12 protein-coding genes are annotated in these 13,626 nt (G+C 32.2%); all 12 read left to right on the top strand.

Annotated elements, in window-relative coordinates; all coding sequences use genetic code 11:
* The first annotated feature begins 325 nt into the window (after positions 1–325).
* Complete coding sequence (locus CGC49_RS04865; protein WP_095911993.1) at positions 326–1,612, top strand: nucleotide sugar dehydrogenase; 1,287 nt, start codon at positions 326–328, stop codon at positions 1,610–1,612.
* A 2-nt stretch (positions 1,613–1,614) separates the two neighbouring features.
* The gene (lhgO, locus tag CGC49_RS04860) at positions 1,615–2,799 is read left to right on the top strand and encodes an L-2-hydroxyglutarate oxidase (protein WP_095911992.1); all 1,185 of its coding nucleotides are present in this window, start codon (positions 1,615–1,617) and stop codon (positions 2,797–2,799) included.
* A gap of 11 nt (positions 2,800–2,810) precedes the next feature.
* Complete coding sequence (locus tag CGC49_RS04855; RefSeq protein WP_095912691.1) at positions 2,811–3,938, top strand: DegT/DnrJ/EryC1/StrS aminotransferase family protein; 1,128 nt, start codon at positions 2,811–2,813, stop codon at positions 3,936–3,938.
* 11 nt (positions 3,939–3,949) lie between these two features.
* Positions 3,950–4,522, top strand: coding sequence for an acyltransferase (locus CGC49_RS04850; protein ID WP_095911991.1), 573 nt, complete (start codon positions 3,950–3,952; stop codon positions 4,520–4,522).
* A gap of 4 nt (positions 4,523–4,526) precedes the next feature.
* Positions 4,527–5,540 (top strand): Gfo/Idh/MocA family protein, encoded by a 1,014-nt coding sequence (locus CGC49_RS04845; protein ID WP_095911990.1) that lies wholly within the window; start codon positions 4,527–4,529, stop codon positions 5,538–5,540.
* A complete protein-coding gene (wecB, locus tag CGC49_RS04840; protein ID WP_095911989.1) occupies positions 5,537–6,574 on the top strand; it encodes a non-hydrolyzing UDP-N-acetylglucosamine 2-epimerase in 1,038 nt (345 codons plus the stop codon). Before CGC49_RS04845 ends, wecB begins: the two co-directional genes overlap by 4 nt.
* A 5-nt stretch (positions 6,575–6,579) precedes the next feature.
* Complete coding sequence (locus CGC49_RS04835; RefSeq protein ID WP_157908999.1) at positions 6,580–7,845, top strand: lipopolysaccharide biosynthesis protein; 1,266 nt, start codon at positions 6,580–6,582, stop codon at positions 7,843–7,845.
* Between the two features lie 604 nt (positions 7,846–8,449).
* A complete protein-coding gene (locus CGC49_RS04830) occupies positions 8,450–9,646 on the top strand; it encodes a glycosyltransferase (RefSeq protein ID WP_157908998.1) in 1,197 nt (398 codons plus the stop codon).
* The gene (locus CGC49_RS04825; protein ID WP_095911986.1) at positions 9,643–10,887 is read left to right on the top strand and encodes an O-antigen ligase; all 1,245 of its coding nucleotides are present in this window, start codon (positions 9,643–9,645) and stop codon (positions 10,885–10,887) included. The genes CGC49_RS04830 and CGC49_RS04825 overlap by 4 nt, the downstream gene beginning before the upstream one ends.
* Positions 10,887–11,066, top strand: a complete 180-nt coding sequence (locus tag CGC49_RS11185) for a hypothetical protein (protein WP_157908997.1) — start codon at positions 10,887–10,889, stop codon at positions 11,064–11,066. The genes CGC49_RS04825 and CGC49_RS11185 overlap by 1 nt, the downstream gene beginning before the upstream one ends.
* Positions 11,067–11,210: 144 nt before the next feature.
* Complete coding sequence (locus CGC49_RS04815; RefSeq protein ID WP_095911984.1) at positions 11,211–12,353, top strand: glycosyltransferase; 1,143 nt, start codon at positions 11,211–11,213, stop codon at positions 12,351–12,353.
* Between the two features lie 4 nt (positions 12,354–12,357).
* Positions 12,358–13,587: a glycosyltransferase gene (locus CGC49_RS04810; protein WP_095911983.1), complete on the top strand. Its 1,230-nt coding sequence runs from the start codon at positions 12,358–12,360 to the stop codon at positions 13,585–13,587.
* The last annotated feature ends 39 nt before the right edge of the window (positions 13,588–13,626 follow it).

Genomic DNA, 13,626 nt, shown 5'->3' with positions numbered 1-13,626 from the left:
AGTTGAGCTGTGATGTTGATAGGATTTAAAAAAAATAGGAGGTGATATAAAAAGTATCATGCCTTGGTAGTGTTATAAAAAGTATGATGGTAGTTCTGATTGTCAGGCTGAGCAAAGTCAGCGAAGACTTGGAGCTGAGTATGTGAATCGAAGCCCTGTAATTACGAGGCTTCGTCACATACTCCGTTTTCACGGACTTTGCTCAGCCTGACAGAAATATCCACTTTATTAAAGATATCATACTTTTTACAACACTTCCTGATGCCTTTTATAACACGACCAAAAAAGTAATTATTTGTCATATTTTTTACAAAATAAATAAAAAATGAAAAAAATAGCAGTTATTGGTCAAGGCTATGTGGGGTTGCCGTTGGCTATAGAGTTTTCGAATCATTTTCCTGTATTGGGTTTTGATATCAATGAAAGTAGGGTTTTGGAGTTAAGTTCTGGGCAAGATAAAACCTTTGAAGTTGAAGATGATCGAATAAAAGCACAAATTTCATTAGCTAAGGAAACCAACTTTGAAAAAGGATACAAAGTTTCTTCTGATTTGCAAGATTTGGCTCAGTTTAACGTGTATATTGTAACAGTGCCTACACCTATAGATAGGTATAATTCTCCAGATTTGAGGCCTTTGCTTAAAGCTTCAAAAATGCTAGGGGGTTTTCTTAAAAAAGGAGATATTGTGATATACGAATCTACTGTATATCCAGGCTGTACAGAAGAAGAGTGTGTACCCATTTTGGAAAAATCATCAAATTTGAAGTATAATGAGGATTTTTATGTAGGATATTCTCCGGAGAGAATAAATCCTGGAGATAAAATCAATACCCTAACGACCATAAAGAAAGTAACATCAGGGTCTACTCCAGAAATTGCTGAAAAAATTGATCAAATATACCGTACCATTATCAAGGCAGGAACACATAAGGCACCTTGTATTAAAGTTGCCGAAGCATCAAAAGCCATAGAAAATGCCCAAAGAGATGTTAACATTTCATTTGTTAATGAGTTGGCACTTATATTTGACCGAATAGGAATAGACACAAATGATGTTTTAGAAGCTGCTGGAACGAAATTTAACTTTTTAAAATACAAACCTGGTTTGGTTGGTGGACACTGCATTTCTGTGGACCCCTATTATTTAGCACATAAAGCTGTAGAATTAGGTTATCACCCCAATGTCATTCTTTCTGGGCGAAGAGTTAATGATTCCATAGCCGAGTTTGTTGCCTCCAAAGTTGTTAAGCTAATGGTAAAGAAGAATATTCCAGTTAGAGGCTCTAAGGCAGCAATTTTTGGAATTACGTTCAAAGAAAATTGCCCTGATACAAGGAACACTAAGGTAGTGGATGTTTACAAAGAATTAAAAGAGTACGGAGTAGAAGTGGATATCTATGATCCTTGGGCAAATCCTGAGGAAGTGAAAAATGAATATGGGGTAACTGTGTTACCTCAGGTTATTCAAAATAAAACGTATGATGTTGTTATTATTGCTGTTGCTCACAAAGAATTTCTTGAGTTAGACCTCAATGCTATTAAAAATGAGCGTGCTGTTATTTTTGACTTGAAAGCTTGTGTAGATAGAGAATTAGTAGATGCTCGTTTGTAATTATGAGATATGATTTGATAATCATAGGTGCAGGGCTTGTGGGCTTGTCTACCGCTTACCATTTGCGATTAAAATATCCTAATAAGAAGATTCTAATTTTAGAGAAAGAAGAAAATGTAGCCTTGCATCAATCAGGAAACAATAGTGGTGTGATTCATAGTGGAATTTACTACAAACCTGGGAGTTTGAAAGCTCAAAATTGTATAGAAGGTTACGAATCAATCATTTCTTTTGCTCAACAACACGGGGTAAAATACGAACTTTGTGGAAAAATTATTGTAGCAGTAAATAAAGAAGAATTACCTCTATTAGATACTATTTACAATAGAGGTGTAGCAAATGGTCTTAGTGGATTGGAATATCTTACAAGAGACCAATTTCGAGAAATAGAACCTTATTGTGAAGGAATTCGAGCAATAAAAGTTTCGCAGACAGGAATTATTGATTATCTCGGTGTTGCAAAGAAAATTCTGTCACTATATCAAAAATTAGGAGGAGAGGTTAAGTTTAATCAAGAAGTAAAAGCAATTTCAGAATTTCCTAATGAAATCATAATAAATACGATAACTGACCAATATAAAACAAAAAAATTGGTTACTTGTGCGGGGTTGTATTCGGATAGATTGACTAAAATGACTCACCGAACCAATGATTTGAAAATTATTCCCTTTCGCGGAGAGTACTATAAACTCAAGGAAGAAAAGAGGTATTTAGTAAACCATTTGATTTATCCGGTTCCTAATCCTAATTTTCCGTTTTTGGGTGTGCATTTTACAAGAATGATAGACGGTAATATTGAGGCTGGTCCTAATGCAGTATTGGCTTTTAAAAAAGAAGGTTATAAATTTACAGACTTTGGCTTTTCAGATACAATAGATGTATTTTCTTGGCCTGGTTTTTGGAAAATAGTAGCAAAATATGGAAAAACAGGATTGGGAGAAATTTATAGATCTTTGTCTAAAAAAGCCTTTACAAAGGCCTTACAACAATTAATTCCAGAAATTCAAGAATCGGATTTAGTTGTTGGAGGAGCAGGAGTTAGAGCACAGGCATGTAGCAGAGAAGGGCTTTTGATAGATGATTTTGATATAAGAAAATCTAATAAAATAGTGCATGTGAGAAACGCCCCATCACCAGCAGCAACTTCTTGTTTGGCTATTGGAAAAACAATCAGTTACTCAATATAAAAAATAGTTATATGAAAATACAAATGGTAGACCTAAAAAGTCAGTATCAAAAAATAAAAAACGAAATTGATAAAGGGATACAAAACTGCATCGATAATACGGAATTTATCAATGGAACTGCTGTAAGAGATTTTCAATCGGATTTAGAGAAATACCTCGGCGTAAAATATGTAATACCTTGTGCCAATGGCACGGATGCACTTCAAATCGCTATGATGGCTCTGGGCTTACAACCTGGCGATGAGGTGATTTGTCCAGCATTTACTTATGTGGCTACTGCAGAAGTTATTGGGCTTTTAGGCTTGAAACCTATAATGGTTGATGTAAATCCTGATTCGTTTTGTATCAATGTAGATACTTTGGAAAAATTTGTAACGCCAAAAACCAAGGCAATTGTTCCCGTTCATTTGTACGGACAAAGTGCCGATATGGAAAAATTATTGAAATTTGCAGAAAAACACCGCCTTTATGTGGTGGAAGATAATGCACAGGCAATAGGTTCCGATTATTATTTTTCTGATGGTTCTACTCAAAAAACAGGAACTATTGGGCATATTGGTTGTACTTCCTTTTTTCCGTCAAAAAATTTAGGATGTTATGGCGATGGAGGAGCTTTGATGACCAATAGTGATGAATTGGCAAAGAAAATCAAAATGATTGCCAATCACGGTCAAGAGAAAAAATATTACCATAAAGTATTAGGGTGTAATTCTCGATTGGATACCATTCAGGCTGAAATTTTGAAAGTAAAATTGAGATATTTAGACCAATATTCCCAAGCAAGAAATAAAATGGCTTCTTTTTATGATGAAAATTTAAAGGATATTGCGGCTATTGAAGTTCCTAAGCGAGTAGCGTATTCAAATCACGTTTTTCATCAATATACTTTAAAAATTAAAAACGGAAAAAGAGATGCTTTACAAAAACATCTTTTAGAAAAAGGAATTCCGTCAATGATTTACTATCCGTTACCGTTGTATAAGCAAGAAGCATTTAGTCAGTATGTAGATGAAGATTTTTCTTTGCCTGTAACAGAAGAGCTTTGCTCACAAGTGTTGTCATTGCCGATTCACACGGAATACAATCAAGAAGTTTTAGATTTTATAGTATCAGAGATTAAATCTTTTTTTAATAATTAATTCAAAAGATTATGGAAAAATATTTTGCACACGAAACGGCTGTAATTGACGAAGGTTGCCAGATAGGAGCAGGAACAAAAATATGGCATTTTTCGCATATAATGACAGGAGCCGTATTGGGAGAAAAATGCAATATAGGGCAAAATGTGGTGGTTTCGCCTAAGGTGGTTTTGGGTAAGAATGTAAAAGTACAAAACAATGTTTCAATCTATGAGGGGGTTACTTGTGATGACGATGTTTTTTTAGGACCGTCAATGGTTTTTACCAATGTAATCAATCCGCGAAGTGCTGTCAATAGAAAATCTGAATATATGAAAACCCACGTAGGAAAAGGGGCTACCATTGGGGCAAATGCTACTATCGTATGTGGGCATAATATTGGAAAGTATGCTTTTATCGGAGCAGGTGCGGTAGTAACCAAAGAAATTCCTGATTATGCTTTGGTAGTAGGAAATCCTGCCAAACAAATCGGTTGGATGAGCGAATATGGACACCGCCTAACATTTGATGAAAACGGACAGGCACAGTGTGTGGAAAGTGGTGATAAATATACAATAGAGAATAATAAAGTTTCAAAAATCTAAAAGTATGTCAAAAATAAAATTTGCAGTAGTAGGATGTGGTCATATCGGTAAAAGACACGCCGAGATGATCAGTAGAAATGAAGAATCGGAATTAGTAGCATTGGTAGATGTAAAAGATAAATCTCAATTGGGAATCGAAAACTACAATGTGCCTTTTTTTAGTTCTTTGGAAGAATTATTGGCATCTGATATTGAGATTGATGTAATCAATGTGGCTACTCCCAATGGGTTTCACGCCGAGCAAGGGATGAAGGTGTTGGATTCGGGTAGGCATTTGGTTATAGAAAAACCAATGGCTCTTTCTAAAAAAGATGCTGAAGCTATGATTTTTAAAGGATTACAAAAACATAAGCACGTGTTTTGTGTGATGCAAAACCGCTATTCACCCCCAAGTGAATGGTTGAAAGAAGTTTTGGAAGCTGGTATTCTTGGAAAAATTTTTATGGTACAAATCAATTGCTATTGGAATAGAGACGACAGGTATTACAAACCCGAATCTTGGCACGGCAAAGGCGATTTAGACGGCGGAACGCTATTTACACAATTCAGCCACTTTATCGATTTGATGTATTGGTATTTTGGAGACATTACCAACATTCAAGCCAAATTTGCCGATTTTAATCATAAAGAACTCACAGATTTTGAAGATTCAGGATTTATTTCCTTTGATTTTATAAACGGTGGAATGGGATGTATCAATTATTCAACATCTATTTGGGATAAAAACTTAGAGAGTAGCATCACCGTAATTGCAGAAAACGGTTCGCTCAAAGTAGGAGGGCAATATATGAATGAAGTAGAATATTGCCACATCAAAAACTATGAAATGCCACAATTAGCTCCAACCAATCCAGGGAATGACTATGGGGCTTATAAAGGCTCGGCAGCAAACCATCATTATATCATTGAAAACGTAGTTGATGTACTCAACCAAAGAGCTCCCATTACCACCAATGCCCTCGAAGGATTAAAAGTAGTAGATATTATTGAAAGAATTTATGAAATGAAAAACAGATGAAAAAAATAATTGCAATAGTGGGGGCGAGACCTCAATTTATAAAGCATTTTTCTTTTGAAAAAGCTTGTGAGGGAAATATTAATCTAATAACGATACATACAGGTCAGCATTTTGATGAAAATATGAGTCAAATTTTTTTTGATCAGTTAGGTATGCAACGTCCAAAATATATTTTGAAAAACGGAGGAGGAAATCATGGTACTCAAACGGGTAGAATGATGATAGATATAGAAGCTATTGTAGAAGATGAAAAACCAGAAGGAATAGTAGTTTATGGTGATACAAATTCAACATTAGCAGGGGCGTTGGTTGCGGCCAAATTGCATATTCCGGTATATCATATTGAAGCGGGATTGAGAAGTTTTAATAAGGATATGCCTGAAGAAATCAATAGAGTTCTCACAGATCATATTTCTGAAAAATTGTTTATTACTTCCGAGGTGGCAAGTCAAAACCTTCAAAGAGAAAGTATAAACTCTGGAGTTGTATTGGTTGGCGATATTATGAAAGATGTGGTGCAATATGTTGTAGATAACGGTCTTTTAGAAAATAAAAAAGTAGATTTTGACTATTATTATGTTACTATTCATAGACCTTATAATACAGATAATATAGGAAGATTAACTTATGTTTTTGAAAAGTTAAATAAACTATCAAAAAAGGTTATTATTGCATTACATCCTCGAACAAGAAATTTTGTAACAAAGTATGGTATAGAACTCCATAAATACTTAAATTTAATTATAATTGAACCCCAAAGTTATTTTGATAATCTCTGTTATTTGAAACATAGTAGTGGACTCATAACAGATAGTGGTGGGATGCAAAAAGAGGCGTACTGGTTGCAAAAAAAATGTGTAACGGTTCGTAAAGAAACAGAATGGATAGAAACAATAGAATTAGAAGGGAATCACCTTTTATTCGATGATTTGACTCAACTCGAAGAATTATTGAATACGCAACCGAAGTATTGGGATACAAATTTATATGGAGATGGAAATGTAGGAAAAAGAATAGTACAGCAAATAATATAGTAAAAGTGAGAAGAATAATAGAGAGATTAAATAAGGCTAGTTTTTTTAAAAATGTATTGGTATTGATGTCAGGAACTGCGATTGCTCAACTTATAGCTTTGGCATTAACTCCAATTTTAACAAGAAATTATTCTCCAAATGATTTTGCATACTTTACTACTTTTATGGCTTTTTACGGTGTTGCTTCTGTTTTTGCAACAGGAAAATATGAGCGTGCGATATTATTGCTTGAAAAAGAAGAGGAGGTAAGGAGTATTTCTACACTTTGTGTTTTAATAAGTATATTTACAACCTTATTTTCTTATATTCTTTTATTTGGTTTTACTTTTGTGTATGACTATTTTTTTATAGAAAAAGATTTTTTTAAGTGGCTTTTTTTGTTGCCTGTTTTGTTAGTGGTTAATTCTATCAACACGGTTTTTTTAACTTATCTTAATTATAAAAGAAGGTTTTCTGAGATGTCAAAAAATAGAGTCATAAAAACCTTTAGCACATTGATTGTTTCGATTTCTTGTATTTTTTGGCTAAAAAATATGGGGGGGTTAATTTTAGCAGAGATACTGGGTTGGTTTATTGCAACTTTGTTTTTGTGGAAAAAACTATTTTTTTTGATTGATTTAAAAAACATAAATTGGGGTAAAACAAAAGAGTTAGGAAAACGATTTTTAAATTTTCCAAAATATAATATTCCCTCAGATTTTTTGCATAATGCTACAGAACAAGTACCTACATTTTTTTTGATGAGTGCTTTCGGCTCAAATGTTACGGGACAATATGGTTTAATGCGTAGGGTTGTAGATGCTCCTTTGGCGTTGTTATCTTCTTCCATTATGGAAGTGTTTAGACAGCAAGCAGCTGAGGATTATTATAAAACGGGAAGTTGCCGCCCGATTTTCATTAAAACAGCAAAATATTTAGTAATGATGTCTGTTATTCCATTTTTATTTTTGCTTATATTCGCACCTGATATTTTTGTTTTTATCTTTGGTAAAGAATGGTACAAGGCAGGAACCTATGCAAGTATTTTTTCAGTGTTTTATTTTTTTAAATTTGTTTCCAGTCCATTGTCTTATGTGTTTTATATAGCTGAAAAACAAAAAGTAAATTTTTTTCTTTACTTGTATATTTGTTGCTCAACAGTTTTAATATTTTCTTTACCCATTATATTAGAAGTTTCGATAGAGCAAGTGCTATGGCTTTGTACATTGAATTTTGTTTTAAGATATATAGTTTATTTTATATTATCGTATAAATATTCGATTAAAGGATAATTCCACTTATAGTCGAAAGGTAAGAATATAATTGTATTATATGACTCAATTTTTCAGTTTATTGTGTTTGATAATCAAATGGTTATATGTAATGAAGTTATTAGATTTATAAGTGATTGATAATTGAAAATCATAAATTAATAATTTAGTTAATTAGCAATTTAAATTACGGTATTCTATAGATGGGTACTTTTAATATGCTAAAAAATGTGGAAGTGTTGTAAAAAGTATGATATCTTTAATAAAGTGGATATTTCTGTCAGGCTGAGCAAAGTCAGCGAAGACTTGGAGCTGAGTATGTGAATCGAAGCCCTGTAATTACGAGGCTTCGACACATACTCCGTTTTCACGGACTTTGCTCAGCCTGACAATCAGAACTACCATCATACTTTTTATAACACTACCAAAAATGTAATTAAGATGAATTATTTCGAAGTGAAATAAAAATATTTATAGAGGTATCATAAATTTGATTTATTAAAAAGGTATTGTTAAATATCTGTAGTTATCGATAAAAATATATTGTTTTATTGATTATCACTGAGTTGTAAATTTAGACACTTCTGATAAATATATTAAATCAACAATGCCGTTAAAAAACATTATGAAAAACAAGCAAGCTAAAATGAATATATTAATCCTTACAGGAGTCCCAACAGGTACGCGTTCATTTTTTTACGAAGCGAAAAAAGAGTCTAGGGGGATGCCTGCATTTAACAATGTTTTTTATAGACTTCTCGAGGATGAAAGAGTGGATAAAATTTTAATAATGCTTTGGCAGCCTACTGAAGAGATTAATATACCAAAAGAATATCAAAATAAGATTGTGGTATATTCTATCAAGGATGGAGTGAACGGACTTTTTGATAAAATAGCTTCTGTTGCTCGTGCTGTAAGAATAGGAAGAAAACTGGTAAAAAAATATGATGTTCAAAAAATCATAGGATTTGGAGGATTAGGTGGCATAACAGCAATTATTGGTAAAAAAGTTAAGATTCCTGATTTTAGAAGACTTTATGGTACTTTCTTGATTAATGAAATAAATCAACCTAAATGGAAGATATTTTTGCGTCATCCATTGGAATATTTATGCTATCGAATGTCAGGGAAAGGTCTGTTGATAACAAATGATGGCACAAAAGGAGATAAAGTGTTTGAAAAATTGGGTACACCCAAGTTGCCTTTTTATTTTCCGTTGAATGGAGTTGATAAAGATATTATTGAGAAGACAGAAAAACCTCTAATAGACTTGCCTAAAGATTTTTTAGTTTATGTAGCTCGACTCGACCCTTGGAAACAACAAAATCTTTTGATAGAGGCATTAAATATATTAAATAAAAAAGGAGTAGATTTTCCTAAAACCTATATAGTAGGGGCTGTTTCGGATAGTAATTATTTGGAAGATTTACAAAAAAAGGTTGAAAAATACCATTTAAGTCACAAAATTGAGTTTATTTTAGGATTGCCTATTAGACAAGCTCATTATATGCTGTATCATTCAAAAATTAGTTTTTCTTTGTATCACACCTCAAACTTAGGAAATGTTTTTTTAGAATCTATGCAATTAGGTGTGCCAACAATAGCAATAAATGATACAGGGTCTTTGAATTTGATTGATTCGGAAGCATATTATGAATTAAAAACAAATAAAATCGAAAAAATTGCCGATGCGATTTATCATTTATTAACGAATGAAAATGAACGATTAAAAATTAAACAAAAGGCAATGGCATTTGCTGATTGTAATTTAAAACCTTGGAAAGAACGAGCTGAAATGGAAATAGATATGATGCTATTATGATTGAAAAAAGTAAATATGGGCATATAGGAAATCAAGCAGAATGGCTTTTTGTACTGTTGTGTTTCTGTTATCCTATATCTGCGGTACTTTCTTTGTTTTTGAGCATAAATTCTACATTGCTTAATGCTCTGTATAGAGGGGTAGCCCTTCTTTTGTCAGTTTATATATTGTTTAAGACATTTCAGATGAAAAGAGAAAATAGTATAGCGATTGAGTTGTTGTTTCTTTTTTTTCTTTTGTATTTATTTAGAATTTTTTACGATATTGGATTTAAAGGGATAGAGATAGAATATTTCCGTACGTTTTCATTTTATATAGGAAATATTGTTTTTCCAGTTTTTGTAGTAACAAAAACATTTGGGTTTATTGACTCCCAAAGGTTATTAAGAAAGATTTTAAAAGTCTTGGTTTTGGCTAATATTGTTATCTTATTGACTTTTCTTTATCAACAAAATTTTGCACTATCTCCTGAGGTATTACTTGGAAGAGCAGAAGTGAAAATAGGAGAAGAAGGTTCTTTAGTAAATTCAATAACCTACTCGTTATATGGAGGATATTTATTTTTACTTTGTTTTTCGTTACTTGTATTTCCTGTAAAAAATATGAGTAAGAATAAAATAGAATTGTTTTTATTTCTTTTTTTAGGGGTAATTAATTTGCTGTTAGGGAGTTCTAGAGGTCCGTTGCTGTCTACAACTCTTGCAGCTGGAGTTATTTTATTCCAATATTTTTTCCATATAAAGAAAATAAATATTTTCAAGTTAGGATTGGTGTTGATTTTGATTCCTGTGACGATTAGTTATTTCTTTACTTATTTGGAAGAGAGTAATATTAAGTTGGGTATTTTTGAAAGGATGTTAAAATTTTCTGAAGATGTACAGGAGGCAGAACAAGAAGGAAGAGTTCTTCTTTATGGAAAAGCAATTGAGCTTTTTGAAAGAAACCCTATTTTAGGGAAACAATTTATGTTTGACAACGGAGCATACCCTCATAATATGATATTGGAAGTTTTGATGGCATTGGGTTTGGTTGGTTTTTTATTATATTTGGGGCTGATATTGTCTTATTTTAGACGAGTTTTTAATGTATATCACATTGAAAAATCATATATTCCCATCGTTTTTATTTCTTTATTGTCATTTGGTCTTACGATGACTTCAGGGAATATCTACGAAAATGTAGAATTTTGGAATATATTTGCGTTTATATTATTGTTGCCTATAAATAAAAATGATAAATAATGAAAATAGTACACTTATGCTTGTCTTCCTTCTACATAGACGATTATTCTTATCAAGAGAATATGTTGCCTAAGTATCATCATAATATGGGGTTTGAATGTGTACTTTTGATAAAAATGGCAAACTTTGTTTATTATCCAAGTATTTTACATATCAAGCAAAAGACGGATATAAAGTAATTCGATTGGATTATAAAGAGAAGCGTTTAAAGTCAAAAATAGTGGGAAATAAGACCGATGAGCTTTTTTACAAACAAGTTATACAGGCAATAAAACAAGATTACAAAATGCTATTAAAAAAATAAACAAGATTATTTTAAAATAATGTCAGTCAATAAACCTTTAAAAATAGCTATTATAACGAATGTAATCCCTACATACCGAAAGGGGTTTTATGATCGCTTGTTTAATCGAGAGGAGGTCGATGTTACGGTATATTGCCAAGAGACTATACCAGGCATGAATATAAAATCCATACATTCAGATTATGCTGATAAAGTCCGTATAGTGAAACATATTACTGCCAAAGGAGGAAAAATTGGTTTTCAATTTTTGCCTATACGAAAGATTATAACCAGACATGAAGTTGTTTTTTTGGATGGCAATCCACGTATTCTTTCTAATTTATTATTAGGTGCCATTGTAAAGTTTGCTAAGATTAAAAAGGTTATGTGGACGATGGGGCATTCCTTTGGTGCAAATCCTATCACAGAAACTATCCGATTATATTGGACGTATTGTTTTAAGAATATTTTCGTATATACAGACTATGAAGTTGAATATTTACGAAAGAAAGGGTTTTTAAAACACAATATACTTGGAATGAATAACGGATTAAATCAAAAGGCGATTGATGAAGCGAAATTAAACTGGTCTCAAAGTAAATTGAATGACTGGTTGAATGAAAAAGGATTGATAAACAAAACTATAGCTATTTCAATTGCTCGATTAGATGCCAAGAACTGTTTTGATCAGATTATCGAAGCGATTCCTTATGTAACCAAAGAATTTCCTGATTTTATATGGTGTATTATCGGCTCTGGAGAAGAAGAGGAATTTTTAAGAACAATGGCAAAAGAGCGTAAAGTATCTCAACACATACGTTTTGTTGGAGCACTTTATAATGAAGATGAAATAGCTCCATATTGTTTAAGTGCTAAGGTTTTTTTACATCCAGCATCTATTGGTCTTAGTCTTATGCACGCATTTGGATATGGATTACCTGTTATTATAAATGATGACAGAATGAATCATGGACCTGAATATGCCGCATTTGAAAACGGAAAAACGGGACTTAATTTTGAAAAAGGGGATATTTATTCATTATCTCATAACATCAATAAAATATTAAAGGATACAGAATTGAGAGAAAAAATCAAGAAATATACATTATATATAGCTCGTGAGAAATACAATGTTGATACTATGGTTGAGCGTTTTATTACCATGGCTAAAACACTAAAATAGAAAAATGAAAGTACTACAAATATCCATAGAAGTAAATAGTGGCTCTGTGGGTAGAATAGCCGAACAGATTGGAGAAAAAGTAATTGAAAAAGGTTGGGAAAGTTATATTACATTTGCTAGAAATAATTTACCGAGCAAATCAAATTTGATAAAAATCGGCACGATGTATGATGTTTACTTACATGGCATATTGACTAGAATTACTGATAAACACGCGTTTTATTCTACAAGAGCAACAAAGGAGTTAATCAAACGGATTGATGTGATTAGTCCTGACATTATTCACTTACATCATTTACATGGTTACTTTGTTAATGTTGAATTATTATTCAATTATTTGGAAAAAAACAATTTGCCAGTAGTTTGGACATTTCATGATTGTTGGTCTTTCACGGGGCATTGTGCACATTTTGATTATGTCGGATGTAATAAATGGATTAAAGGTTGTTATAGCTGTGAGCAAAAAAGGGAATATCCTGCAAGTTTATTTAGAGATCGATCTGAAAAGAATTATTTACAAAAAAAGAAACTTTTCAATTCCTTAAAAAACATGACTATTGTTCCTGTTTCGTTTTGGTTGGGTGATTTGGTAAAGAAATCCTTTTTAAAAAATTATCCAGTTCAAGTTATTCAAAATGGAATTGACTTAAAAATATTTCGTCCTTCTGAAAATACAGATGAGATAAAAAACAAATATAATCTTCAAAATAAGTTTGTTATAATAGGTGTTGCAAGCACTTGGGACAAACGTAAAGGATTAAGTGATTTTATAAGGTTAAACGAATTTTTGAAAGATGATGAGAAGATTATTATAGTAGGGGTTTCCAAACAACAAATGAAAAACCTTCCTCCCAATATCATGGGTATTCAAAGAACCGAAAATGTTCAAGAGTTAGCAGATTTATACTCGATGGCAGATGTGTTTGTCAATCCTACCTACGAAGATACTTTTCCTACGACAAATTTAGAGGCACTGGCTTGTGGAACACCTGTCATTACATACAGAACTGGCGGAAGCGTTGAATCTGTCGATAAAAAGACGGGCATTATAGTTGAAAAAGGTAATTTTATGGGTTTATTGGAAGCTATATCCACTGTAAAAAAAAATACCAAAAGTATCTATACCAATAGCTGTAGAAATAGGGCGTTATTGAATTACAACAAGCACGATCGTTTTGAAGACTATATGGATTTGTATAGCAATTTAATTAAAAAGGTTGATAGAAATACATAGCTTTAGATTGATTTTATTTTAATAAAACATTTCAAGAAA

This window comes from Capnocytophaga sp. H4358, assembly GCF_002302515.1.
Taxonomy (GTDB): Bacteria; Bacteroidota; Bacteroidia; order Flavobacteriales; family Flavobacteriaceae; genus Capnocytophaga; species Capnocytophaga canis.
Note: the sequence above shows the minus strand (reverse complement) of the source record. Positions and strands in the feature narration are given on the sequence as shown.

Bases quoted from the DNA above. Each gene is read 5' to 3' on its own strand.
- CGC49_RS04865 (WP_095911993.1), top strand. From the start codon at position 326: ATGAAAAAAATAGCAGTTATTGGTCAAGGCTATGTGGGGTTGCCGTTG.
- lhgO (WP_095911992.1), top strand. From the start codon at position 1,615: ATGAGATATGATTTGATAATCATAGGTGCAGGGCTTGTGGGCTTGTCT.
- CGC49_RS04855 (WP_095912691.1), top strand. From the start codon at position 2,811: ATGAAAATACAAATGGTAGACCTAAAAAGTCAGTATCAAAAAATAAAA.
- CGC49_RS04850 (WP_095911991.1), top strand. From the start codon at position 3,950: ATGGAAAAATATTTTGCACACGAAACGGCTGTAATTGACGAAGGTTGC.
- CGC49_RS04845 (WP_095911990.1), top strand. From the start codon at position 4,527: ATGTCAAAAATAAAATTTGCAGTAGTAGGATGTGGTCATATCGGTAAA.
- wecB (WP_095911989.1), top strand. From the start codon at position 5,537: ATGAAAAAAATAATTGCAATAGTGGGGGCGAGACCTCAATTTATAAAG.
- CGC49_RS04830 (WP_157908998.1), top strand. From the start codon at position 8,450: ATGAAAAACAAGCAAGCTAAAATGAATATATTAATCCTTACAGGAGTC.
- CGC49_RS04825 (WP_095911986.1), top strand. From the start codon at position 9,643: ATGATTGAAAAAAGTAAATATGGGCATATAGGAAATCAAGCAGAATGG.
- CGC49_RS11185 (WP_157908997.1), top strand. From the start codon at position 10,887: ATGAAAATAGTACACTTATGCTTGTCTTCCTTCTACATAGACGATTAT.
- CGC49_RS04815 (WP_095911984.1), top strand. From the start codon at position 11,211: ATGTCAGTCAATAAACCTTTAAAAATAGCTATTATAACGAATGTAATC.
- CGC49_RS04810 (WP_095911983.1), top strand. From the start codon at position 12,358: ATGAAAGTACTACAAATATCCATAGAAGTAAATAGTGGCTCTGTGGGT.